25 protein-coding genes and 2 pseudogenes are annotated in these 24,684 nt (G+C 54.4%); 10 read left to right on the top strand and 17 right to left on the bottom strand.

What is annotated here, in order from left to right:
• Positions 1-82: 82 nt before the first annotated feature.
• From mobP3 to D1646_RS18465, 6 genes and pseudogenes are all read left to right on the top strand, one after another.
• Positions 83-940 (top strand): annotated as a pseudogene (gene mobP3 / locus D1646_RS23795) (MobP3 family relaxase); the annotation flags it as partial.
• A gap of 264 nt (positions 941-1,204) precedes the next feature.
• Positions 1,205-2,542, top strand: coding sequence for a tetratricopeptide repeat protein (locus D1646_RS23790; RefSeq protein WP_279279960.1), 1,338 nt, complete (start codon positions 1,205-1,207; stop codon positions 2,540-2,542).
• A gap of 109 nt (positions 2,543-2,651) precedes the next feature.
• On the top strand, positions 2,652-3,281 hold the full coding sequence (locus D1646_RS18480) for a hypothetical protein (RefSeq protein WP_160637877.1): 630 nt from the start codon (positions 2,652-2,654) through the stop codon (positions 3,279-3,281).
• Between the two features lie 78 nt (positions 3,282-3,359).
• The gene (locus tag D1646_RS18475; RefSeq protein WP_160637876.1) at positions 3,360-4,796 is read left to right on the top strand and encodes a DUF3991 and toprim domain-containing protein; all 1,437 of its coding nucleotides are present in this window, start codon (positions 3,360-3,362) and stop codon (positions 4,794-4,796) included.
• 46 nt (positions 4,797-4,842) lie between these two features.
• Positions 4,843-6,648 (top strand): VirD4-like conjugal transfer protein, CD1115 family, encoded by a 1,806-nt coding sequence (locus D1646_RS18470; RefSeq protein WP_243154244.1) that lies wholly within the window; start codon positions 4,843-4,845, stop codon positions 6,646-6,648.
• 3 nt (positions 6,649-6,651) lie between these two features.
• Positions 6,652-6,906, top strand: a complete 255-nt coding sequence (locus tag D1646_RS18465; RefSeq protein ID WP_120485663.1) for a helix-turn-helix domain-containing protein — start codon at positions 6,652-6,654, stop codon at positions 6,904-6,906.
• Positions 6,907-7,260: 354 nt separating this feature from the next.
• On the opposite strand, the gene D1646_RS18460 is transcribed toward D1646_RS18465, so the two are convergent.
• A complete protein-coding gene (locus D1646_RS18460) occupies positions 7,261-7,902 on the bottom strand; it encodes an SMI1/KNR4 family protein (RefSeq protein WP_160637874.1) in 642 nt (213 codons plus the stop codon).
• 46 nt (positions 7,903-7,948) lie between these two features.
• Complete coding sequence (locus D1646_RS18455; RefSeq protein WP_160637873.1) at positions 7,949-9,319, bottom strand: triacylglycerol lipase; 1,371 nt, start codon at positions 9,317-9,319, stop codon at positions 7,949-7,951.
• A 184-nt stretch (positions 9,320-9,503) separates the two neighbouring features.
• Between D1646_RS18455 and D1646_RS18450 the strand changes: the two genes are divergently transcribed.
• The 4 genes from D1646_RS18450 to D1646_RS18435 all read left to right on the top strand — a co-directional run bounded on the left by D1646_RS18450 (position 9,504) and on the right by D1646_RS18435 (position 12,722).
• Positions 9,504-10,250 (top strand): hypothetical protein, encoded by a 747-nt coding sequence (locus tag D1646_RS18450; protein ID WP_160637872.1) that lies wholly within the window; start codon positions 9,504-9,506, stop codon positions 10,248-10,250.
• 55 nt (positions 10,251-10,305) lie between these two features.
• Positions 10,306-11,016, top strand: a complete 711-nt coding sequence (locus D1646_RS18445) for a DUF434 domain-containing protein (protein WP_160637871.1) — start codon at positions 10,306-10,308, stop codon at positions 11,014-11,016.
• Between the two features lie 730 nt (positions 11,017-11,746).
• The gene (locus D1646_RS18440) at positions 11,747-12,076 is read left to right on the top strand and encodes a hypothetical protein (RefSeq protein ID WP_160637870.1); all 330 of its coding nucleotides are present in this window, start codon (positions 11,747-11,749) and stop codon (positions 12,074-12,076) included.
• A 169-nt stretch (positions 12,077-12,245) separates the two neighbouring features.
• Positions 12,246-12,722, top strand: coding sequence for a DUF2716 domain-containing protein (locus tag D1646_RS18435; protein ID WP_160637869.1), 477 nt, complete (start codon positions 12,246-12,248; stop codon positions 12,720-12,722).
• An 81-nt stretch (positions 12,723-12,803) separates the two neighbouring features.
• Here the strand turns inward: D1646_RS18435 and mobQ are convergent, their stop codons facing one another.
• The 15 genes and pseudogenes from mobQ to D1646_RS18360 all read right to left on the bottom strand — a co-directional run bounded on the left by mobQ (position 12,804) and on the right by D1646_RS18360 (position 24,533).
• A complete protein-coding gene (gene mobQ / locus D1646_RS18430) occupies positions 12,804-14,210 on the bottom strand; it encodes a MobQ family relaxase (protein ID WP_160637868.1) in 1,407 nt (468 codons plus the stop codon).
• Positions 14,211-14,533: 323 nt separating this feature from the next.
• Positions 14,534-14,953, bottom strand: a complete 420-nt coding sequence (locus D1646_RS18425; protein ID WP_160637867.1) for a hypothetical protein — start codon at positions 14,951-14,953, stop codon at positions 14,534-14,536.
• 14 nt (positions 14,954-14,967) lie between these two features.
• Positions 14,968-15,690, bottom strand: coding sequence for a hypothetical protein (locus D1646_RS18420; protein ID WP_160637866.1), 723 nt, complete (start codon positions 15,688-15,690; stop codon positions 14,968-14,970).
• Between the two features lie 16 nt (positions 15,691-15,706).
• On the bottom strand, positions 15,707-16,024 hold the full coding sequence (locus D1646_RS18415) for a hypothetical protein (RefSeq protein ID WP_160637865.1): 318 nt from the start codon (positions 16,022-16,024) through the stop codon (positions 15,707-15,709).
• A 116-nt stretch (positions 16,025-16,140) separates the two neighbouring features.
• Complete coding sequence (locus D1646_RS18410) at positions 16,141-16,524, bottom strand: DUF3847 domain-containing protein (protein WP_160637864.1); 384 nt, start codon at positions 16,522-16,524, stop codon at positions 16,141-16,143.
• 90 nt (positions 16,525-16,614) lie between these two features.
• Positions 16,615-18,447: a recombinase family protein gene (locus D1646_RS18405; RefSeq protein WP_160637863.1), complete on the bottom strand. Its 1,833-nt coding sequence runs from the start codon at positions 18,445-18,447 to the stop codon at positions 16,615-16,617.
• A 47-nt stretch (positions 18,448-18,494) separates the two neighbouring features.
• On the bottom strand, positions 18,495-18,668 hold the full coding sequence (locus tag D1646_RS18400; protein ID WP_160637862.1) for a transposon-encoded TnpW family protein: 174 nt from the start codon (positions 18,666-18,668) through the stop codon (positions 18,495-18,497).
• Between the two features lie 140 nt (positions 18,669-18,808).
• A pseudogene (locus D1646_RS23450) lies at positions 18,809-20,048 on the bottom strand (conjugal transfer protein TraE); the annotation flags it as partial.
• 85 nt (positions 20,049-20,133) lie between these two features.
• Positions 20,134-20,616, bottom strand: coding sequence for a PrgI family protein (locus D1646_RS18390; protein ID WP_160637861.1), 483 nt, complete (start codon positions 20,614-20,616; stop codon positions 20,134-20,136).
• Positions 20,616-21,356: a hypothetical protein gene (locus D1646_RS18385; RefSeq protein WP_160637860.1), complete on the bottom strand. Its 741-nt coding sequence runs from the start codon at positions 21,354-21,356 to the stop codon at positions 20,616-20,618. Before D1646_RS18385 ends, D1646_RS18390 begins: the two co-directional genes overlap by 1 nt.
• 3 nt (positions 21,357-21,359) lie before the next feature.
• Positions 21,360-22,172: a hypothetical protein gene (locus D1646_RS18380; RefSeq protein WP_160637859.1), complete on the bottom strand. Its 813-nt coding sequence runs from the start codon at positions 22,170-22,172 to the stop codon at positions 21,360-21,362.
• A gap of 1 nt (position 22,173) precedes the next feature.
• On the bottom strand, positions 22,174-23,001 hold the full coding sequence (locus D1646_RS18375; RefSeq protein WP_160637858.1) for a DUF3849 domain-containing protein: 828 nt from the start codon (positions 22,999-23,001) through the stop codon (positions 22,174-22,176).
• Between the two features lie 11 nt (positions 23,002-23,012).
• The gene (locus tag D1646_RS18370) at positions 23,013-23,453 is read right to left on the bottom strand and encodes an XF1762 family protein (protein ID WP_160637857.1); all 441 of its coding nucleotides are present in this window, start codon (positions 23,451-23,453) and stop codon (positions 23,013-23,015) included.
• Position 23,454: 1 nt separating this feature from the next.
• Positions 23,455-23,916, bottom strand: a complete 462-nt coding sequence (locus D1646_RS18365; protein WP_160637856.1) for a SpoVG family protein — start codon at positions 23,914-23,916, stop codon at positions 23,455-23,457.
• A 20-nt stretch (positions 23,917-23,936) separates the two neighbouring features.
• Entirely contained in the window at positions 23,937-24,533 is a 597-nt protein-coding gene (locus tag D1646_RS18360; protein WP_279279959.1) for a VirB6/TrbL-like conjugal transfer protein, CD1112 family, read from the bottom strand.
• Between the last annotated feature and the right edge of the window lie 151 nt (positions 24,534-24,684).

Below are 24,684 nucleotides of genomic sequence, written 5' to 3'. Positions count from 1 at the left end.
CCTGCGGAACTCTTTCTTAAACCCTCCTGACTCCTCCTTTTTCTTTTTTGTTGCACTTCATTGACAATCTGCCCTCCTCCGGGACTTCCCTGTGTGCCGCGGGATGTTCGAGTACGAGGACTATCAGTCCTCCCCCACCCGCGCCGCCGCCTCGGAGTTTATCACCAGGGCGATAGAGGACAACTACGACCAGATCGCCAAACGTGAGAACTACGTCAGCTACATCGCCCAGCGCCCTCGTGCGGAGCGGCTCGGCGCGCATGGCCTGTTCAACGGCACAGACGATACGCTGGAGCTGTCCAGGATCGCGGAGGAGGTGGCGAACCATCCCGGCAACGTGTGGCTGCCGATTATTTCCCTGCGCCGGGAGGACGCTGACCGGCTTGGCTACAACAACGCCAGACAGTGGCAGGCCCTCCTCTCTAACTACGCCCCGCAGATCGCGGACGCCATGAAGATACCCTGGGAGCAGTTCCGCTGGTACGCCTCCTACCACGACGAAGGAGCGCACCCCCATGTCCACATGGTCTGCTACAGTACGGATGGGCGCTCCGGCTTTCTGGATAAGGAGGGTATCGCCCGGATCAAGTCCGGACTGGCAAAGAATATCTTCCGTCAGGAGCTGACGGAGATCTACCGGCAGCAGACCCAGCGCCGGGATGAGCTGGTACAGCAATCCGGCGAGGTCATGAAGGAGCTGATCCGTCAGATGCTCTCCGGCAGAAAGCAGTACGGCTATCTCAAAGCGCCGCTGAAGGCTGTGGTGGATGAGATCGTGGACGAGCTGGCAAAGGACTCCCGTGTTGCCTCCGCCTATGACCTGTGGTATCAGCTGCGGGAAGAAGTGCTGCGGACGTATCGGGATGACCTGCCGGATCGACTCCCTCTCTCCCGGCAGACGGAATTCAAGCGGATCAAGAATGTGGTGGTAGAAGAGGCGGTGCAGCTGTGTGAGCACACCGAGGTGTTCACGCCGGCGGATACCCAGGAGCCGTCTCAGGCCGGCGAGGACGCCAGTCCTGAGCCAGAGGCAGAACCAGCGGATGCACCGGAGGCAGGTGACGAAGCGCCGCCCGCCGTGGTGTGGAGTGACTGGTACAAGCGGGCACGGACTCTTCTGCATGGGGATGACGATACGCCCCAGGATCATAAGCAAGCCTACCGCCTCTTCGTGGAGGAGGCCCTCGGCGGTAACGCTCTGGCCATGCACGACCTGGGCAGAATGCTTGCGGACGGTGTTGGCATAGACGCTGACGCGGAGCAGTCCCATACATGGTACGCCAAGGCGCTCTCTGCCTTCCAGACTGTGGAGCGGCAGCGCCCCAACCGCTATGTGGAGTACCGTATCGGCAAAATGTATGCTGGCGGTCTTGGGACGGAGCAGGATGATGCTGCGGCGGCGAAGTGGTTCTCCCAGGCGGCAAAGCAGGGCTACAAGTACGCCCAATACTCCCTCGCCGGCCTCTACAGCCGGGGCAAGGGTGTGCCGCAGGATGATGAGAAGGCGCTGGAGCTGTACACCCTTGCCGCGGCGCAGGGATTTCCCTATGCCGCCTGGGAACTGGGAAAGCGATATCGGGACGGTGTTGGCTGCACATCAGATGAGCGGCAGGCTGCCCACTATTTTTCTATGGCCTATCAGGGCTTCCGGACGCTGGCAGAGGAGCGGCCTGATGACCGGCTCCAGTACCGCATCGGCTGGATGCTCCTGCGTGGCGTGGGGAGCGAGCGGGATGAGAGCGCCGCGCTGGAGTGGCTGGGGAAGTCTGCTGAACTGAAAAATCCCTATGCGGAGTATCAGGTGGCAAAGCACATCCTCGCAGATTCCAACGCCGCGTCTGAACAGATGAAACAGGCTTTGAACTGGCTGACCCATGCGGCGGAGTCCGGGCTGGACTACGCTCAGTACGCCCTGGGCAAGCTATACCGTGACGGCAGGTCGGTGGCACAGGACACGACCCAGGCGGTGATCTGGTTCTCCCAGGCGGCGGGGCAGGGCAATCAGTACGCCATGTATGCCCTGGGCAAGCTGCGTCTGGAGGCGGACGATCCTGCCGCCGCCCGGCGCTGGTTCCGACAGTCCGCCGATCTTGGAAACCAGTTCGCGCAGTACCAGCTGGGCAAGCTGCTGTTGTGCGGCGATGGCGTGGCAAAGGATACAGCGGGCGCTGTCCGCTGGCTGACGGAGTCTGCGGAACAGGGAAACCAGTATGCGCAGTATGCCCTCGGCAAGCTGTACCTGCTGGGCAAGGATATTTCCCAGGACAGGGAATCCGCCGTTCGCTGGTTCACACTGGCGGCGGAACAGGGCAATGAGTACGCCCGATATTTTCTCGACCACATGGACGACTCTCCCTCCCTCTTCGCCAGCGCCACCCGGCTCCTCCACCACATGGGCCGCATCTTCCAGGAGCAGGCCCCGCCTCCCAGCGGCGGGATCTCCTTTGTGGACAGCAAGCTGAGGAGAAAGATCAGAGAGAAGAAGATCGCCATGGGCCACAAGCCCGATGATCATGAGGAGCCAGTCCAACAGCTTCGATAGCCGCCGCTCCAAAAGGGCTCCAAAAGTCTCGCATGGGGGCGCGGCCTCTTGCGCGAAAGGGCTCTCCCATGTATAATGGTCAAAAAAGATCCTTACAGGAGGCCGCCACATGGAGCTGAACTTTTCAAGTGACCTTGACTCCGCCAAACGTCTGGACGAGATCATGAACTCCTATTCCGGACGGGATCGCGGTTCGATCCTGGCGGATGAGCACCCCATGGAGGTGACGCTCTTCCTGCTGGAGCATGGAAAGATCACTGTCACGGAACACACCTATTCATACGACCAAGACATCCAAAGCGACAGCGAGATGATGGAGGTCTATTCAGAGCTGGCGCGGGAAACCCGCTGGAAGCAGTTCGCACACACAGAGATCGAAAGAATACGCATCAACGCCCTCCGCCAGATGCGGCAGGAGGGAAAGCCGTCCTACGACGGAGAGTTCATGTGCTGGCGGGAGGGCCGGGTCTTTGCCCACTGCGGCAACCTCAACCTGCCACGGCTTCTGCTCTACCTTGCCAGCCATGAGCAGGCGGAACGGTTCTATCTTTTTACCTATCCATACTGGACGGAGGATCACACAGCGAAATACTACCGCTTCGACCTGTCCGAAACCGCCATCAAAGGCGCGGGGATCTACCGTGAATCCATCTGGGAGAAGATGCGGCAGGCATCCACGACCAGCGTTGTCTTCCCTGTGTTCCCTCAGCGAGAGGATGATCCAACGCCCCCATCATAATGAATACCAAAACCGATCAGAGCCAGAGCGCCGTGTCTGCGGCGCTTTGGCTTTTTGAGTTATCTGGAGGTGAAGAAAGTGCCCTATATCCATTTTACCGAGGAGCAGAAGCTCCGGGCAAGCGAGGTAGATCTGGTGGAGTTCCTCCGCCATCAGGGGGAGAAGCTGATCCGCTCCGGGCCGGAGTACCGTCTGGCCAGTGATCACAGCATCACCGTCCAGGGCAATGAGTGGTACGATCATGCCATAAAGGAAGGCGGCGGCCCCATCTCCTTCGTCCAGCAGTTCTATAACCTCTCCTACCCAGAGGCCATCACCTGTCTGCTGGGCGGGGAACAGGGAATCGTCTACGCTTCCGCCCAAAAGCAGAAAGAAAAACCCAAAAAGGAATTTGCCCTGCCCTCTGCCGGTCAGGAGATGCGGCGGATGTACGCCTATCTGCTCAAGCACCGATTCCTGGACCGGAACGTGGTCAATGCTTTTGTCCGGGCGGGACTGCTGTATGAGAGCTGTGAAAAATTCAAGGACAGAGAGTACCACAATGCCGTCTTTGTCGGTAGGGACGAGAACGGCGTCCCACGCCACGCCCACAAGCGCAGCCTGAACAGCCTCGGCAAGACCTTCCGCATCAACGTGGAAGGCAGCGATCCCCGGTGCAGCTTTCACTACACCGGGACCAGCCGCCGCCTCTATGTCTTCGAAGCGCCCATTGACCTGATGTCCTTCCTCTCACGCTACCCCCGAGGCTGGCAGGAACACAGCTATGTGGCCCTGTGCGGAACAGCGGAACACGCCATGCTCTGGATGCTGGAGCAGAACCCCGGCCTTCGCGCCGTCTGCCTCTGCCTGGACCATGACGAGGCGGGCATCGAGGCCAGCGGGCGGCTGGCGGACATCCTCCATGAGCGCGGCTATGACGATGTGGGGATGCTCCAGTCCAAACACAAGGACTGGAACGAGGATCTCAAGGCCCGGCGTGGTCTCCCTGCTCAGGAGGCGGAGGAGCATCCCCAGCTTATTGCCGCTTCGGAGGTCTGCGGCAGGATCGGAGTCTACATGGAGGAGTGTGTCATTCCAGAACGGGTAGGCCGTGAGCTGACAAATGCGCTCTGCGGATATGAGATGAATCTCCGCAGGGACTACCCGGAGGGAGCCACGACCTGCATCGAGCTGGCCTCCGCGCTGGCTCTGTACGCCTATGGCCGGGGGCTGCGACAGCTGGGTGAACCACATAGCAGTGAGGAACTGTTGGAGCAACTGCGGAGCTGTATCCATCCCCACCAGAATCGGAGCAGCCTGAACAGCCGCACCGCTGTGTTGGCGGAACAGGCTCATGCTGTTTTGAAGCTGGCCTCAAAGCCTGGCATCCGCAGTGAGGCGGAAAAACGACAGCTGACGGAAGGCTGGCTGGAGCTGGCGCTGTCCTGCGCAAAGATATCCGTCAAGTATGAGGCGGACGTTTTGAAACAGCAGCAGAAACAGGAACAAGCGGCACTGCAACAAGAAATGGGGTGAATTTATGACGCCGCAGACGATCATGTTAATTTTACTGGCGGGCGGGATGCTTCTGCTCATCGCCGCCGCCACGCACTTCTCCGGAAGTGGGAATCTGGACAACATCAAGTCCAAGACGGTTGGCGACGGCCAGCATGGAACCGCCCGCTGGGCCAACAGGAAGGAAATCCAGCAGACCTACCGGCACATCCCCTTCCATGTGAGCGAGTGGCGCTCCGGCAAGAATCTGCCTAAAGCACAGGGGCTGGTGCTGGGCTGTGTCGGGAAGAAGAACGCCGTCACTGCCCTGGTGGACACGGATGACATCCACTGCCTGATGATCGGCGCGTCCGGCGTGGGCAAGACGGCGTTCTTTCTCTACCCCAACATGGAGTACGCCTGCGCCAGCGGGATGAGCTTCCTGGCCCTTGATACAAAAGGGGATTTGGCCCGGAACTATGGCGCTGTGGCCTTGCAGCACTATGGCTACAAGGTGGCGGTGATCGACCTGCGCAATCCTACCAGGTCAGACGGGTACAACCTCCTCACGCTCATCAACCGTTACATGGACATCTGCCGGGAGCAGCCGTCCAATCTGGCGGCGAGAGCCAAGGCGGAGAAGTACGCAAAAATATTAGCGAAAACCATCATAAACCCAGAAGGTGATGCCGGTAATTATGGGCAGAACCAGTTCTTTTACGATTCTGCTGAGGGACTGCTTACAGCAGTCGTTCTCCTGCTGGCGGAGTATCTGCCGCCTACAGAGGAGGCTCCCCAGGAGCGGCGGCACATCGTCAGCGTGTTCAAGCTGGTGCAGGATCTGCTGGCGCCCAGCAAGACCGCCAAGGGCAAGAACGGCTTTCAGGTCATGATGGACACACTCCCCGACACGCACAAGGCACGGTGGTTCGCCGGAGCCGCTCTCAACTCGGCGGAACAGGCCATGGCCTCGGTCATGTCTACGGTGCTGTCCAGGCTGAACGCCTTCCTGGATTCCGAGCTGGAGCAGGTGCTGTGCTTCGACAGTGCCATTGACGCGGAAGCCTTTGCCTCCCAGAAGTCTGCCATCTTCCTCGTTCTGCCGGAAGAAGACCCCAGCAAGAACTTCATGGCCGGCCTGATGATCCAGACGCTGTCCCGTGAGCTGTTCTCTGTGGCGGACGAGAACGGCGGCAAGCTGCCCAACCGGGTGGTGCTGTTCTGCGATGAGCTGGGCACCATGCCCGCCTTCGACATCCTGCCTCTGTTCAGCGCTGGCCGCTCCCGCAAACTGACTCTGGTGCCGATCATTCAGTCGCTGGCCCAACTGGAGAAGAACTACGGCAAGGAGGGCGCGGAGATCATTGTCGACAATACGCAGGATACCATCTTCGGCGGCTTCGCCCCCAACTCCCAGACCGCCGAGGTGCTGTCCAAGGCCCTGGGCAGCCGCACCGTCATGAGCGGCTCGGTGAGCAAGGGCGGCGGAAAAGACAGCGCCAGCCGCTCCCTCCAGATGATGGAGCGGCCTCTCATGACGCCGGATGAGCTGAAGTCCATCCCCAAGGGCCAGTTTGTAGTGATGAAGACGGGGACCCACCCAATGCAGACACGGCTGAGGCTCTTCCTGGACTGGGGCATCTCCTTCGGTGATCCGTACCTGCTGCCGGAGCGGGCCGCGCGCACTGTGGCCTATGCCAACAAGCAAGAGCTGGAGCAGGCCATCTTCCGCTGTCACCACGCACAGCAGACGGAGAGCGATACCCCTCCCGCTCCCCCGGTCCCACCGAAAACTTCAGCCGCCAGAGGCGGCGCGTCCTACGCCCAGTCCAGACGCACCAGGCGGGAGCCGCCTCCCCCTGTGGTTGTCCGCACAGATGGGGGGCAGGAGTAGTATATGGGATACTTCGAGAAGATCTATCAGTCCGATCTGAACCACCGGGCCAGGGCTGTGTATATGTACCTGAAGGATCATGCCGACAGCGAGGGCAAGTGCTGGCCGGGGATACGCACGATCTCCGCCGAGTTGCGGCTGTCCCGCTCTACCGTCAAGCGGGCACTGAATGATCTGTGCAGGGCGGAGCTGATCTCCAAGGAGCGGCGCTGGCGGGAGAACGGGAGTCTCAGCTCAAATTTATACCGGCTGAAGTAGTGCGAAAAAATATAAGTTCTCCGCCAGGGGGTTATTGCGCCCTGGCGGAGAACCGAGGGTAGGTCCACTGTGAACCGACCAGAAGGGCCCACTCTAAGGGAGAGTTTAAGACAGAGAAAATGACAAACACGCTCTAAGGGTCGTTAGGATAGACACTGCTCTGACAGAAAGCCGAGCAAAGCCGACAGGTAGTGGCAGAACTGAAAGCCGTACATACCCCAAAATCCCGCAGCTATGAAATCACCTCCTATGGGGCGATTTTACGGCATCAGGCCGTGTTGATGCTGCCAACTATTCCGCAACTATGGGTTGCAAGCTGTACTTTGGCCTACTTCAACAAAAAAAGCAGAAATATTACATCAGTCCGAACAATTTTCTCCATGCCACAGCGTTTGGCTGTTCTGCATCTATGCTACCAGTTTCATAATTGAGGAATGGCTCAAGATTATAGAAATCATCTCCCACCAAGCCAAGTTTCAAAAGGCTTTCGACGTAATTTTCAAAGCAGGCAGCTACCTGGGGAAGTCCCTCATAGTCTGCATCATGGCTGCAATAAACAATGGGTTTTTTACTTTCAGCAGGTGCAAGGTCAAACAAAATCAAATCCCCATTGCCCACCTGACTCAGCAACAATTTCTGATGTAAAAACGGAAGATTTCTTGGATTTTGTGTGTACCATTCTATCTCGTCACGGAAATATTGTTCCGCATCCCAATAAAGGCGCCCATTATCCGGACAGTTGAACGGCAGCTGTTGCCCCCGTTTGAACCAATCGTCCGTATAAATCCCCCATGAAATGTCCACTTTCCCCGCGATTGTCGTCAGAAAGCGGACAAAATCGGCAGGGAATGGCACTCCGTATTTGCGTTCGATTTCATCAATCAATTCCCTGCTGACCGGCTCACCAATTTCAAAATCAAAAATTTCACCATTTTCCGCTAATACACGTTCTTTGATTATATTGAGTGCCTCCAAAAAATTGTCCCGATTCATCATTAGAACCTCCTCCCACTTTTGTGCTATGTGTTTATTATTATTTGGCTCAATACCCCCGGCGCTTCAAATCTGCTGCCAGCTTTACATAGAACTCCCGCACATCGAAGCTCCGGATGTTCTCCCGGTTCAGATCCACCACGTCGCCGTGGGAGATGCCCCGCTTCCCCTGGGGCTCCAGGAGAGTGAACCGCTCTCCCCACTTAGCCGACTCCACCGACACCAGCCCGTCGTTCAGGCCGTCGAAGTGCTTGACAATGGGGTAGGTCATATTCAGCGGGAACTTGCCATGCTGGGCCTTCTTGCAGTAGGACATGACGCTCTCATACACCACGCCGGGGGCATCGGGCGTCACCTCGTTCCGGGCCAGGCACGCGCTCTCCGTCAGATCCGTCACCGCCGCCAGGAAGTCCGGGTTGGGGTCGCCCACCTGCTTCATCGTGGCGTTGTAGGCCGCCGCGATTTTCAGCCGGGCGGCCTGGGGGACCTTGCCCAGCAGATATTCGGCAAAGATGCAGCCCCGGTGCGGGGTGTTAATGGTGGTCAGGGTCGCCACATAGGGGGCCATCCCGCAGTGGGCGATAGCGGCCCGGCTGTCCAGCCCGCCCTTGGAGTGGGCGATGATGTTCACCTTCCCACAGCCGGTTTCCTCCACGATCTGCCGGATGCGCTCCGCCAGCTCCTTCCCGCTGTCTTCCACCGCCGCTGCGGACTGCTGCTGGCCGTAGTAGACTGTGGCCCCGTTGCGGATCAGCTCCCTGGGAATGCGGCCCCAGTAGTTGAGGTAGCGGAAGTCCCGGAAGAACACGCCGTGGACCATCAGGAGGGGATACTTCGTCTTGCAGACCTCGCTCTCCGCCCGAACCGCGTCCAGCTCCCACTTCTGGGTTTCAAACTCCACCTCGTCCCCGCAGATGCGGATGATTTTTACCAGATACCAGAGGTTCACCAGAGGAATCCACCCGCACAGAGCCGCCAGAACCCGGTGCTTGATCCCCAGCTGAACCGAGGTGAGGTAGACCCGGATCATGCCGTTCCAGAAGACAATGGCTTCCAGAATCACCGCCAGCAGCACGCCCATCGCGCCCCCAAAATACCCCCACCAGTCAAGGAAGCTGTCCGCCGCAATATCGGCACGCAGTACGTTCAGCCAGAGAAGCTGGAGCAGGACGGTGGCCGTGGCGGTCACGCAGAACAACCGCAGCAGCTCACAGCCCTCCGCCAGCCGCTGGATGCGCTTGGTGGGGCCAGTCTTTGGAATTGGGTGGAGATTCACCCAGAGGAACGCCGCCGCCAAGGGCAGGAACAGCCACCCTGCACCAAGAACCGACCATTTCGCGTACAGCAGCCAGACCAGCGGCAGGGCGTTCACCGCCGCCGTCAGCAACAGGCAGTAGACAATGCGCCTGACATATTTCATAGAGCCGCCTCCCGTTCAACAACGCCCACCGGCGCTTTTCTGCGTTTATAGTAGACCTTGCCAACGGTGTTGTCAAGGTGGGAAGCTGGGCGGTTCTTTTTAGGAAATGGATTGAGGAGGGGCGGGGATGATGGTATAATTGGAGTGGCAAGTCCATATTAACAAAAATGTGAGGAGATTTATAATGGCAGACGAACATAAAAAAATCGTCAGGCAAGCAGCAAAAGAGCAATTAGAACCTCTCGGTTTTTTTCAAGTCGGTCAAACCCGTAGGTGGGTACGGGATGATGGTTGGTATTTTACTGTTGTTGACTTTGGACCCACAACAAATATAAGATGCGCTGCGCTTCATGTTTACCTTAAATTTCTTTGGGGAAGCGATTTAACTGTTAATTCCGACATTTCAGGAATTGATTATGGGAAGCGCGAGAGATTCCGTGTAAACTACGAGGACAACCCTGAAGACTTTTATCAGAGTATGTTGGAGTTCTGTCATTGCGCAGAGGAAAAAGCATCAGAATATGCACAGTTCCATACATGGGAATACTCGGATCATGTATTTGAAGCCTTGCGACAATCCCCCAATTTTTCTGAAAGTATCATCGGCCCTTGGCAAATGTCTTTTTGGAATTGTTGGCATTGTGCTATGTACTTTTATTTCCGAGGTTGTCCTGGTATCGCAGATGAGCTTATGCAAAAATTTATAAAATGGCGGCTGTCAGTAAATTACGAAGGTATATCTGAAAAAGAAAAACTGAGGATTCAAAAGGAATGTATGGAGAAGCCTGAATATGTTTTTGGCAAAAAAATGCTGGACATATCCGAAGACGAAAAGCAGCCATTTGTTCTTGAAAGAATAGCAGACAAAAGAAAATTTCTCCGTTCCAAAACCAGTTGGAAAACGCTGAAAGAAGATACTATTTACGGATAAAACTTCCAATTATTTCGATATTGTGAGAAGTTATCACCGAGGGGATGAGATCACCATGGAAACCGTCAAACGCGGCTATGAGCCGAAAGACACAATCGAATTTGGCCCCAAGGCTGCGGCCAAGCTGAACGCCGCCGCTCAGGAGCTGGTGTTTCTGATGGACCAAGGCTACGACACCAAATCCGCCTCCACCTTCGTGGGCAACCACCACCTGCTCTCGGAGCGCCAGCGGCTGGCTCTGGCCCGGATGACCTCGCCCCACGCCGCCCTGGAGGAGCGGGAGCGCAAGCGTCTGCGGGAGGCGCCGCAGTCCCTGGTGCTGGACGGCTTTAACACCATCATCACCCTGGAGGTGGCCCTGTCCGGTTCTCTGCTCCTGGAGGGGATGGACAGCACCATCCGGGACCTGGCCGGACTGCGGGGAAGCTACCGCATCGTGGACAAGACGGTGCAGGCGGTGGAACTGCTGCTGGGCCGGATGGAGGCCCTGGGGGTAAAGGATGCCCTGTTCTATCTGGACAAGCAGGTGTCCAACTCTGGCCGCCTCCGGGCGCTGCTGCTGGACAAGGCGGAGGGCCGCTCAGTTCAGGTCCAAGTAGAGCTGCACCCCAGCGTGGACGGCGTCCTCTCCCACTTGGAGAACGTGGTCACCACAGACGCTATCATTTTGGACAAATGCGGAAGCTGGTACAATCTGAATCGGGAGCTGATTGAGGAGGCCATCCCGGAGGCGTGGGTCCTGCGGCTGGAGCCATCATACATCTGAAATTTCTGTTAGGCTTTTTGTCAAGGGCAGGTGCGCAAACCCGTTACCCTTGCGCCCGGCCCTCGTTCCGGCTCCCGTCTGTGCCGGTTTGTCATACGCTTTCCATGAAAAATGGTGGAAAAATGGCGGCTGTTGTGGTAAACTAAATACAGATGCAGGAGGTGGTTTTGTTATGATAACGATTGAAAATTGCTTGCCCCCTATCATGGGATGGGTCTGTTTTGCGATAATAGCTATATTGCTCGAAAATTTATGCTCCTGCTATTTTCCTTTCTTGTTATCATCGAAATTTTATTATCGGGTTCGGAACAAAAAACTGCAAAGTATTTTGATTTCTCCCCGGCGTACCAGATCAAAAGATTCTGAAACGGCACCAGAGGATCGAAATAAACTTCCACTTTTAGGATGTATTTATTGTGCAGTCATCTTCCCCTGGCTTTTCTGCGAGATTGTAATTCTGCTTATAGTTCTTGCGCTCGTGCTTTTGGAGTCGGATTTTCTTTATTCGCCGTTTATGACAAATCTAATATCTATTTGTGAGTATCTATTTGTAAACGAATGTTTTTGGATATTCATTGCAGGAATGCCCTTACTTTACATGATAGATTATTCCCTCGGCCTACGCCGTTGGCAGAAGCATCACAAACGGTGAGGCCGGTGTTGCCCATGCGTACCTTGGTCACGCAGGCTGAGTGATGAGTGATGGCGGTGTTTAAGGAGAACAATAAGCATGAGCGAGTTTTATAAACTAAAGTATTATGTTATCGAGGCATTTTACGAGTACATTATTGCAGAAAACTTTACAATAAGGCAATCTGTGGATAGATGCTTATATGAGTTTGGAAAACAAATATCCGAAGGTGGCTTGGATGCATTGGCTGTATATAGCACTCTTTTTTACAGGGCGGCTTTCCATTCAGCCGATGAGTTGAGGTTCTTTAGAAAGCATATAAATAAATTGAATTGCCTATTCTCTTCTGAACTGTGTCATGTTCTTTCTGAGGATGAAATCGAAGAATTGACGGATGAGATAGACCTAATTAACCAACGGCTCAAGTAGGAGATTTTTTCGCGCCCTGTGCGAAAAAATACTACTCGGCCCTGGCGGTCTGGATAGTTGGAACGGATGGGAAATGCAGATTGCTTTTCTTCATTGGCTGTAGTATAATTTCCCCAGTGCACACCGACAAATCCTGTTTAGGTAAAGTATGTTTTTTAAGGTAGAGAGCATGAAGATAATTTTGGATAAAGACAAATACAATGCAATCTGGGATAAAATATATTATGATTTCCTGTTTTCACCATCTTGTAAGGCTAACGATGATTTGTGGTTGTCTTTTCCGATTAAAAGCAAGAAATACCGCTTGAATTGCTATTTTTCTGAAAGACAAGAAAAAATCATCAATTCCATTTTTTGTAGAATAAACGCTAAAGATATGTACGCACTGGATTGGCGGCACGATTGTTTCATTTATAATCCATGTGAGGAAATACCGTTGGATTATTGCTTTTATGATACAGAGCGAAACTGTAATGTGTATTTTCCAAGTTATTATCCAGATGGTGATTATCATTTCTTTATATCATTTGATTGGTCATTGGGGTTGTATGGCCATCCTTGGAGAAAAGAAATCATTGTAGTGGGGGAAGCTTTGATACAGGAAATTGAAAAAGCCCAGAGAACACTTAATCTAACAGAACTATAAATAGTTTCCGGTTCGTAGGTCAAATAAAAGCTAAATCAGAGCGACGGGGCCAGATACTAACTATTCCCGCCGCCCTGTCCGTTATCGCCCCATATCCTGCACCCTGCGGGGCTGCTGCTCCCGCTGTTCCTGCCGCAAGATATTGTAAACGCTCCTGCGGATTTGCTCGGCTTCTTTCACTTCCCCTTTCAGCGCAAGATACCGCCGGTTGAGCGTTTCCCGTTCGGCGGTCAGCTTGGCATACTCCGCTTTCCATGCCTTTACCGGCAGGGCGGTCTTGCCATTCATCACGCCTTTCAGATAGTCGTGCGCCGCCGTGAACAGGATTTGCTCGGCCTCGGTCAGCGGCTTTTTCCCCTTGTACTTGAAGTAAATGTCTGCCTGCTCAATGTGCTTTTTCAAAGTGCCTAATCGCCGGTCAATGGGTTTCAGTTTATGCTGAATGTCAAGCTGTTCCCCTATCATGGACTTGAATTTTTCATCAAGCCCCGCCATATCCATGATGTTGTTGGCTTGCAGGAAATTCAGCATTTTCGCCGCGTCCTTGAGGTTATACACCGATTGGGAAACCTGCGATTTTCCCGCCTGCGCCCTGCGTGACAGGATACCCTGGATATAGTCGGCAAGGGTAGGCGGTTCGGTGTTCTCCTGTTCCTCTTTCAGCCACTTTTGCAGCTTGGAGATACGGGCTTTCAGTTGCCGGAGTTTTTGGTTGGTGACTTCGATTTCCCGGTTCAGATCGCCGCGCTCGGTGCGGATGCCGCGCTTCTCCATAGCGGAAGCGGCAACGCCTAAATGGACGGTGGGAATTTGGTCGATACCCTGCCGCTCATAACTGCGGTGGTCGATGCGCCCGGCGTGTCCGTACTGCTCCAACGCCCGGTTGCAAAGCTGCGCCCACGCCGCCCGCCATTCCTCGGCCTTGGTCTGCTCGTTCCAGTCGGTGGCAGGGATGGCCTTGCACTTGTACTGCCGCTTTTTCGGGTCATAGATTTTCTTGCCCTGCGGGTCAAGAATGTACTCCTTTTTCTGCTTCGCTCCCCATGCGCCGCCCTGCTCAATGGGGCGCATTGTCAGCATGATATGGGCGTGGGGATTGCCGCCGCCCGTGTCGTGGATGGCAAAGTCGGCGCACATTCCCGCATTGATAAACTGTTCTTTCACATACTCGCGGACAAGAGAAATGCCCTGCTCCCTTGTCAGTTCACGGGGCAGGGCAATTTCAATTTCTCTCGCAAGCTGGGCGTTTTTCGCTTTCTCGATTTTCTCCACGGCGTTCCACAAAACCGCCCGGTCAGAGAAAGCGGCGGGGGCGTGGCCGGGGAGTAAAATCTCGGTATGGACTACGCCGCCCTTGTGGGTGTAGTCGTGGGTTTCCCCGTCAAAGTCGTTGGTGAGTTTCTCCCCCGCCCGGTAAGCGGCGGCGGCAACGGCGGACTTGCCCTTGCCGCGGGATATGATTTTGATACTGCAATGGTAGATTGCCATGGGCTGTCCTCCTTTCTGCGGGTCGTTCCCCCGTCCTTTTGTGCCGAGAGGCACAAAACGCCGTCTGCAAGACCGCACATACCACATTCATGTGGTATATAAGTGCGCCCTTGCTTTTCAGCAAGGGTAGGGGCGCAAGCCCGTTACCCTTGCGCCCCTACCCCGTTTTGGCTTCCGTCTGCGCCGGTTCGTCATACGCTTTCCACGAAAAACGCTCCCGCCGGTTGGCAGGAGCGCAAGTTAGGCAATCGTATTTAATTTTTTACAAGGCCACAGCCCGTAACAACAAAATCGTCCTTTGACTTTTTGTGTTCAAATAACCTCTACTGCTCTACATCAGTTGACCCGCATACAAATACTTCCAAAATATAATTGTTGGAAAAAATAATTTTTAAGTCATTTGTCGGGGACAATTCAATGCTTTGAACTGTGATAATCGGCTCGTTATTGCACAACATGGCAACTCGTTCATCAAATAGGTTATTGCCTTGAATATCCCATTCAAAAGTTTCATCATGCTGATGAGTAGATGCCGGTTCAAACATATCTGTTGAAGCTAATAGTATTTTAGAATTACACCGTATTCGCCAAGGGCAGTCCACATCTAACGCATATTGTCCAACCGTCCTCAATCCACTACGGCTTTCAATTTCAATTAAGTTTCCCAAACTAATCCAACACATTGCAGCAGCTCGTCCAATAGCGTTTAATCTTGTTCCCTTTAATATTTCTATATTGAGCATAAGATACCGTCACCTCAATCAGTTTCTTTCATATCGGATAATTGCCCTTCTTCCCATTCATAGTCCCAGCAGGATTTACCCCAAATGTAAGACCGGGTTTTACAATAATACCTTTTCATATCCAGAGGAAATTCTCTATAATGCTCGTCTGGAATTTTCTCGAAAATCTCTCCATTTGTGTAGCGAACACAAAATGTAAATGCGTATCCGTTCTCTTGGATAGCCTGAATTGCGTCTACCAAATCGGCGTCCCTATTTTCAATGGGTGCAGTGGTATAGCAAACGATTACCATGCAATTAGCTTCACCTTGAAAAGCTGCGGACAGCAATTCAGTCGATGTGGTATCTTTAGTCGTGGATGGCGGCGCAAACCATTCCGGCAAAACCGAAATTTTGCAATCCCCATAAATGTCCGTTAAGATGGGTTCTATTTCGCTCTTGATTTCGTCCCGGCGGAGAAACACGATATAATTATCTACGATACAGCCCTTTTGTTCCAAATATTTAACATTGAAATTCCAATCTGGATGTTCCACGGAGAAAACCGTTCCGTAGTTATCCATCGTAAATTCTTCGCCGTACTTCTCAATCATGTGGTCTAAACGCGGCTTGTATCTGTTATACTGCGCTTCGTCCAACTGTTGCCACAAAGGTTTATCTTCTGTATGCCGACAGCCGGTAATCAGCACCAAAAGTACGGCTACCAGAAATACGATGATGTGTTTTTCTCGATACATGGTGACCTCCACAATTTTACTCACCATTAAATTCAGCACGTTCAAATTCAGCGGTCACTAAATCTCCAGAATTTAGCTGCATTTCCATAGAATGAATTGAACCATCTTGCTTAATATGGGTTCCCGCCACATAGATACCTTTTCCCCACGGTTCTGCAAACTCCATTTGAAAATGTTGCACTCCAAAAAGTTTCAGATCATGAATGTTCTGCGGAAAGCGTGGACTTTTTAACTGAATTGTTACTTGCTTGTTTCGATAATCAGCAACAATATAAGTCAATTCAAAATCGTGAAACAGGCTTTTTCCCTCGCAAGAGCTCAAACAATCAAGCATAAAACCGCCTCCTATCTTTTTACAAGTATACTATACTTGGTGTGCTATTTCAAGGATTTCTCCACTTGATGATTGAGTGCGGGGCAACCTATCTCCCTATTGCCCCCACAAACTCATTACCCTTGCGCCGCGCCCCCGTCTGCGCCGTCCTCCTGCGCTGTGTGGGCGGTTTTGTCAGCGGGTTGGACGTACCCCCTCGCCGCCGTTTCCGCGCCCTGTGCGGGGGCTGTGGCGGCGTCCTGGGCAGTCAGGCCGTCCAGGACGCGGCGGCTGTGTTCGGTGGCGATGGTCTGCTCCACAAAGGTCTTGAACTGCTCCTCGGTCAGCGGGATGGTGTCGGGCAGCAGCTTCTCGATAAACCCCATGCGCTTGCAGAGGCGGTTCGTCCTGTCCTTGCGCTCCTGCTCTTTCTGCTCCTGGATAAGCCGCTTTTTCTTGTTTTCAAGCTGCTTGATTTCTTCCTCGATGCTTGCGATTTTCTCAATTTTGGTCTTTGCCATTTGTCAAAATCTCCTTTCATTTTCGGTTTGGAATGGATGGGAATGGAAAAGCCGCCACGCTCTTTTTTCAGCATGGCGGCTCGGTGGGGTTCAGATGGCGGCATGGGCGGCTACTGCTTCCTGCGGCCTGATTTCGTAGGCTGTGCCTTTCAGGATTGCCGCCCGCTGTGCTTCCTCGGCGGCTTTCCTGGCGGCTACCTTTCGGGCATAGCGCACCTTGTCGCGCTCACGCAAAGCCGCCCGCTGTTCCTCCGTCATTTCGTGGCGGCGCTTTTTCCTGCTCTTTCTTACCGGCGTTTCCTCCGGCTGTTCCTCCTGTTCGGGCAGGTCAAATTTGCCGATAAAGTTCAGATAGATTTCAACCTCCTGCTCCCGCACTCCGTTTGTTTTGGTGGCCTCATGGACGATGATTTTCTCCACAAACTCATTCAGCAGGGAAGCGGAAAACTCGGTAAACTCGGTGTGCCGCTTCACCAGTTCGATAAACTTGTCAGCCCTCACGCTGTCGGTGTTGTAGCGGTCGATTTCGGCCTGTAACCTCTCGATTTCCCCGTCAAGGGTTTTCTGTTCGGTATCGTAGCCGGTCAGCAGTTCGGAAAAGTGGTTTTCGGGTATCTTCCCCGTGGCGTAGGCTTCATACAGTTTCTTGATTAAGCCACTGATTTCCTCCCGCCGCCGCTTGGCCTTTGACAGCTTTTTGCGGCTCTCCTTTACCGCCGCCTCCTGCTGTAACTCCGATTTTTCCCGGACGCGCTCGATAAACTCCGCTTCGTTCTCCCGCACATATCCGCTGACCCGCCGTATGGCTTCCAGCACCAGACTTTCCACAACGCTGACACGGATATAGTGACAGGTACAGCTTCGGGAATAGTGGCGGTAGCTGGAACAGACATATTCATGGTGGGGCTGGTCGGGCCTGCCGGTGCTGCCCTGCTTGTGGTACATCTTCTGTCCGCAATCGGCGCAATACAGAACGCCGGTCAGCGGGTTCGGCTCGCCGCCGATGCGCTCCCGGACGCGCTTGGTTTCCCGCAGACGCTGAACGACATTCCATGTTTCCTCGTCAATGATGGCGGGGTGGGTGTCCTTGAAAATCAGCCGGTTTTCCTGCGGGGTGGCCTCCCGCTTCTTGGATTTGTAGCTTTCCGTGGCGGTCTTGTTGAGGACTGTCCAGCCCATATATTCCTCTTTTTTGAGGATTTGGATAAGGGTGGCGGTGGCCCATTTGTAGGGGTCTGCTCCCGCCGCGCCCATGCTCACCCGCTCCCCGATGGCCCTCCAATGGGCGGCGGGAGTGAGTATCCGCTCGGCGGTCAATTCCTCCGCAATTCTGGCGATGGGCTTGCCCTCGATAACGCCTTGGAAGATGCGCTTGACAACGGGGGCGGCTTCCTCGTCCAAAATCCACTTCTGGCGGTCGTCCGGGTCGTGCAGATAGCCGTAGGGGAGTGCGCCGGTGACGTGCTTTCCCGCCGCCGTCCTCGCGCCGAAAATCGCCCGTATCTTGCGGCTGGTATCTCTTGCGTGCCACTCCGCAAAGATGTTTCGGAAGGGCATGAAATCGTCCTCGCCCTTGGCGGTGTCGATGCCCTCGGCCACGGCGATCAGCCGGACGCCCCGCTCCCGAAGCTGTTCCAAAAACAGCCCCACGCGCAAGTGGTCGCGGCCCAATCTGCTCATGTCTTTAATCAGGATTTGGCCCACGCTGCCGCGCTCGATGTCCTCCATAATCTGCAAAAATCCGGGCCTGTCCCAGCGTGTGCCGCTCCACCCATCGTCTGTCCGATGGACGATGTTGGTGAAGCCGTTCCGGGCCGCGTATTCCTCCAGATATTCCTTTTGGTGTTCGATAGACAGGGATTCATTTTCCCGCCCGTCCTCGTGGCTTAATCTCTCGTAAAGGATAGTCAGCTTGTTGTTCATGGTTCCCTCTTTCCGGCTGTCCGGCGCTGCGGCTCTCGGTGTCGTTTTCACTGTTTCACCGCGTCCCGTTCAATCAGGCGTACCAGCTTATCGCTCATGGTTTCCCTGCTCGTCCTGCTGAAATGGACGCTCACCTTGTAGGTCGTGGAGCCAATCCGCTTTGTGATGTGCAGCGGCTTGTCGGTGCGTTCAATCGTCCTGTCTGCTGTTACTGCCGGCATAGGATCAGCCCCCTTTCCATATTCGGTTGTCTGTGATATACTACCGTCAAAATCACCTCGGCGCGTCCTTTCCCGCGCCCCTGTGCCGCCTGCGGCCTGACTGCCTGTTGTTTTCGGGGTGTCCCCGTTCCTTTACGATACACTCCGTTGGGGTTTTTCAGCCGCTTCCTGTCCGCCATGATAAGGTTGTTGCTGAGGGCGTTCAGTCCATAATACAAAGCCTCGCCGTCCATGAAAATCTCCTGGCTGGTGAAGGGCACGAAGATTGCCGTGCTGGATGTGGTAAGGCCCCGCTGAATGTTGACCTGGTTCAGCCCCAAAGGAAGGGATGAAAGAAAGCCCTGCTCCTGCTGGTAGTCCAGCCGCCGCAGGGCGCAGTTGTATTTCTGCGCCACGCCACCCGATTGGAACACATTGTTTTCCAGCCTCTGCGTGGTGTCCGCCGTGTTCAGCACCAGCATCGTCACCAGGAACATCCGCTCATTGCGGCTTTGCAAATCCTCTAACAGCGTCTTGGCCTCGTTTCCGAAGGTAACAAGGTCGCTGGGGATCACGTCCATATCATACCCGGCGCGGACGGCCTTTTTCTGTTCCTGTATCTTCATGGCGTCCAGGTCGGTGATCTTCCGCTTGATATTTTTGATGGCGGCGCTCTGGTCAATAGACTGGATATGGAGCGTGACGACAAGACTGCTCTCCAGATCAAGGAAGTCGGCCAGCATCCGGTCCGTCAGTTCCGGGGCGAGGATTTGCAGGAAGGACATAGCCCCATAGGTCTTGCCGATCTGGAACCGCTGTTTATGGGAGAAGGTAAAGCTGTCCGGGGCGATGAAGTCCTTGGAGGTAAGGCCGGTCTTATTAGGTGGCGTCCCAAGAGAAACGCAGTTTTTGACCGCCTGCCGGGTGGAACATCTGATGCAGGATCATCAGCCGCTCATAGCCGTCCAAGGAGTGGGCCTTTACCCCCAGCGCCTTGAAGTTTGCCAGAATGTCGGCCTCAATGCGTTCCAGCCGGGGCTTCGCCGCTTTCAAACTGTCCGCCTCAATGCCAAAGGTGATGTACTTGGTCTTGGTCAGGCCATTATTGCCTTTGGCAAGCTGGTTTTTCAGCATATCCGAATATTCCTCACGGATGCTGTTGAAGGCGTCAGCCTGATCCATGATATGGATGGAGCGTGTCCGTTCCTCCATATCCGCCCTCTGGTTGAGGAAAGAGAGCTGAACGCGGATGGAGGAATCAAAATAGTTGAGGAAATCGCAGTAATTCTCAAAAATCTGGTTTTTGTCCTCGTTCTGTGCCAGTTGGTAGTTGATGTCGTAGAACTGGATTTGCTTGGTGAAGTAGTGGCTGCTGACCACGCAGATACCGTCCCGGCGCATCTCCTGATAGGGAATGGTCTGCTGGGCGGTGCGGGGGATTCTGCCGTCCTTCTTCGCCTTGGTGATGGACGCGACCAGCCGCCGCTTATCCGTGCCGCTGAGTTTGGCGTCCGGCGTGAGCCGGATGGCGCTTCGTGCCTCCGCTTTCTCTGCGGCGAGCTGTCTTTTTCCGGCTTCCAGACGCTTTGCCTGTTTTGCCTGCTGCTGATTTTTCAAGCCTCATAGCCTCCTTTTCCTTTTGGTTCTGCCGCTCCAGAGCGGCGTAGATATTTTCCGTCTGATAGGGCCTGCCTTTGGGATAGAGGAACTGCGCCCGGATGATGTGGCCCAGCACCTGTTCAAAGGGCTGGCCGTCCTTCTCATAGATGCCAAAAAGAAAGAAGGGCAGCATCAGTCCGATCATCAGCAAAGCCGCCGCGTCGTTACCGATACTGCCCCGTGTGAGAAGATAGGTGGGGATGCCAACCAGACCGCCCGCGCCAAAGCATACAAGCTGACGGCGGGTAAGGTTGAAGGCAACCTTTGTTTTGACTTTCGTGAGGTCCTTTGGGACCGGCACAAATGGCATTATCTCGCCTCCTTGTCTTTCTGATGCCGCTGGACTGTGGGCCGCTCTGCCAGCGCCGCCTTTGCAACTGCAAGCTGTTCACGGATGGAGGGCTTTGCCCCATCTCTCCGTACAGTGGTTTCGACTGTGTGGAAGTAGACGATGTGCGCATCATATGATTGTACGGCAAAAGCGTTTTCAAATGCTCTTGCCGCAGATTTTTCGTCCGCGTAGCAGCTGCTCCAGATATAGTACCGATACCCTTGCGGAGTTTCTTTGAACGCCCAAGATGAGAACGGGTAGGTTGGATCATCCTTTTTTGCGAATACCAGGCCAACCCCGCTGTCAAATTTAACGGTCTTTTGTATGGTATAGCCCTGCGGCGTATCAATACCGGCGATGATCCGGGCACAGGCATCGAAAATTTGCTTGTTGAGTTCATTATCACGCCCAATCCGAAACCAATGCCTCCATCCAGCCTTGTCCGTATAAAAAATTCTGCTAATACCTTCTGATGGGTATTTATCGTCTACATAGCGAATCCTGCCAACGTTCTCTATTATGTTTTCGTCTGTGAAAACAAAGGGGCGCATTTGGGCAAGGTTATAGCCCACAGTTACGCCGAATCCGTTACCGTTGTATTTCTCGCCGTCGATTTGCTTGGCTATGATTTGGAATATCTCCGGTATGTCCGATAAGGTAGCCCAATAGGTAGCCATACCATCCCAAAGGTCAACCGTTTCGATTTCTTTGAGTTTCATGTGCTACCTTGCCCCCCTGTCCGTTTGCTGCCGCTGGATGTTGGGCTTTTCCGCCAGCGCCTCCTTTGCCGCCGCAAGCTGGTCACGGAGGGAGGGCCTGCACGGCTGGGTCTGTTCCGCCGCCTTCGCTCTGCCGCGTTCCGCAAGCGTTTTTTCCGCACGTTCCAGAACATCCTTGCTGATAGGCAGGGTATGTGAACCAACGGTTACGGAAAAGCCGACATTGTTGAAAACATAGTCAACATCGGCCTCCTTCAATGCTCCCGCCGCAAAATATTTCTCCCGCGTGGGGCTTTCACTCACAGTGCCGTCTGCTATGGAATGTGCCAAGTCAGTTTCTAAATGAGCGTGGATTTTGTCGCCAACCGCAATTGTCACATAGTACCAGCCAATATACCTGCCTTTACTACCCGCTCCATCGTTGAGTTCCACATTAAGCACGGTGTATGGCTTCAGCCCCTTTTGTGCGGCGATCATATTATCCTTGACCTCACACTTCCTCAGTGCGGCGATAGCGGCTTCCTTTGTTGCGGCTACGATCTCCGGGTTATACCACATCAAAGTGGCATTGACATACTTGTTCCGCACTTTTGCGGTTTTGGTTTGCGGCGTTCTCTCATTGCCGAGGAACATAGATATGCCATTATCAAATCTGATGAACATATCGCTTGTGCCGCGCCATTTCCTGAAGCAAGGGGAGGTTTCAATCTTGCCGGACGTACATCCAAAGGTCTGCGCGATGATCCCTATCTTGTCCTGCATAGACAGGCCCTCATATTTCTTAGCGATCTCAGCCGCCCTTTCCCGCAAGTCCATCTTATCGCGCCTCCTTATCCTTCTGGCGCTGCTGGGCGGCGGGCTTCTCCGCCTGTACCGCTTTCGCCGCCGCAAGCTGGCCCCGGATGGAGGGCTTCTCTGCCGTCTGACCCGGCTGATCCCGCATAGCAGCCAGCTCTTTCCGTACCATATCAACAAAGCCATTTACCACTGTAGTATGGATGTGGACAATATAGGGGCGACGGCGATCTTCCCGATCAAACATGGGGACAGCCGCTGCCCACGCCTTATTGCTGCGGGAAAAGCGTTCATCCCATCCTTTGCTCTGGATCGTGGCGGCCAGCACAAAGGTCACACGCTCCGGGCCGAACTCTGCCAATATCTCCTTGGGGTCTGTAGTGAGGTGCATCCCATCGAAGCCTGCCCGAATCGCTGCTTCTATGGCCTCTTTACAGGCCACATTTGCCTGATATGAGGCCCGGAAAGCATCCAGTTCCCCGTGTTCTCTCGCATATTCTCCGGGCTGCTGGTAGAGTGGGATGGAGCGGATGGCTTCCCGCTGCTTCTCTATCAATCTTTCTGCCCGCCCCTCGATGCAGTCCACCACAACTTCCATCTGATTTGTCTCCGTGTTGCGGAAGTCCTTGTAAATATCCGCCAGCGGAGAGGGAGAGGTCAACAGCGCCGCCGCCTGCTGCGCGGGGAGGGTCAGCACCGTTATTGCCATCAGAATATCTTCGCGGGCAGAATATTCAAAAGCATGGTTCAGAATTTCCTCCGGCGTCTGTTCCACCAGCCAAGAGCGGTATTCCTTCTGCTCCGCTGTCATTTTATCGTATAGTTCCTGATTCAATTTTTCTGCGTTCATCAAAGACTCCTTTATAATAGTTTCTCATACCGCAATTTCTTCTGCGGAGGGCAGAGATCAGCGGCTGGGCGGCGCTGGCCCGTCCAGTGGATGCCGCCAGCGGGACCGGCGCACGTCCAGCCTGCCGCCCGGATGCTGGCCCCGTCCTCCGTATCCAAGGTATAGGTGATGATTTTCCGATACCCCATAGCCTTTGCCGCCCTTGCCGCCGCTGAATAGAGCATACTGCAAGCGTTCCGCTCCCCGGTGGTGCAGAGACGGGTCACTTCCATCGTGTGCCCATCGTCCAGGTGGCGGCTGACCGGGCGGCCAGCGATCACCACACCGGCCAGCCGCCCTTCTGCTTCACAGCCGATGGAAAATTTATGCCCTGCCACCGGCTTATGGTGCCGGTGGTGGGCGGCTACAAAGGCGTTGGCGTCTCTCAGGGAAACAGGGACCAACCGGAGCATATCAGCGCGCCCCCTGCTCCGCTGTCCGCTGTCCCTCCTGGGGAGGGCGGCTTGCGACATCCTTCATGGCGTTTTGGAGCGCACCCCGCAGAGAGGGCTTCGTACTCCGCTCGGAAAGCCGCTCCACCGCCTGCGCCGCGCGGGTGGCCTGCTGCTCCAGCACATCCCGGTAAGCGTCCATGACCACGGTATTCAGCGCCTCCCGCATGGCTGACGTGGTGGGGAAGCAGATGTCATGGTGCTGCTTATCCTTTCCGAACTGGCTGGGCATAGCGACAAACGGCCCGTCCTTGCCCTCCACAATCTTGATGCCGGTCACGGCGAAACAGCCGCCAATGTTGGCGCTGGCAAAGGCCAGAATGCTCCCTTTCTCCTGCTTGGGGTCCTTCGTAGGATAGACCTTGGCACTCACATCCAGCTTGATGGTCTGGTCACGCTCGGTCTTAGTGATTTCGCTGCTCATAATTTTTCCTCCATTTCATGTTAATGTGCGTTCAGGATCGACTTGGATACCGCTCCCGTCTTGAACAGGGAGAAGCACAACAGAACGGTGTACCCAGCGCACTTCCAAATGGAAATGTGAAGGCTGCCGCCGCTTGTAATGCCGCCGATCAGAACGGTGTAAATTGCCACACAGATCATAATGAAAAAGCCTTGCAGCCCAAGAGCCGCAAGACCACGCAGATAGTTTTGGCCCATCTGCCCCCAATCCCGGTTGGTCATGGTGGCAAAGGGGATCGCCCCTACGGAGCAATAGATATAAATTTCTATCATCCGTCCCACCAGCACCAGCATGATACACAGGGACAGGATAGGTGATGTGATTCTCAAAAGCAGGGTTTCTACCAGCAGGCCGATCAGTTCCCCGATGCCCATGGCATCCAACTGGCCCTCCACATCCCCCAGGACGGTGGCGAAATCTATGCTGGTGCTGCCCGTGATAATGCCCGTGCTTTGCTGGACAATGTGCTGCCCCAGCTCAAATATCGCCATCGTAATATCAAAGGTGTGTGTGACCAGATAGACAGCGATAAATGCTTTGAAAATCCACTTGTAGATGGTGAAGGTATCAAAGTCCAGTGCGTTTTGTCAAGTAGGTTTTTCAAATAAACGCAAAAACCGGACACAGCGAATTGCTCACTGTGTCCGGTTGGGTTGCTAAATGTTCAGTTATGCGGCCCGAATCAAGTATAACAATTGATTTTTGAGGTCAACCCGGTCAACATCAAAG

The sequence above is a fragment of the Pseudoflavonifractor sp. 60 genome (assembly GCF_009911645.1).
Taxonomy (GTDB): domain Bacteria; phylum Bacillota; class Clostridia; order Oscillospirales; family Oscillospiraceae; genus Lawsonibacter.
Note: the sequence above shows the minus strand (reverse complement) of the source record. Positions and strands in the feature narration are given on the sequence as shown.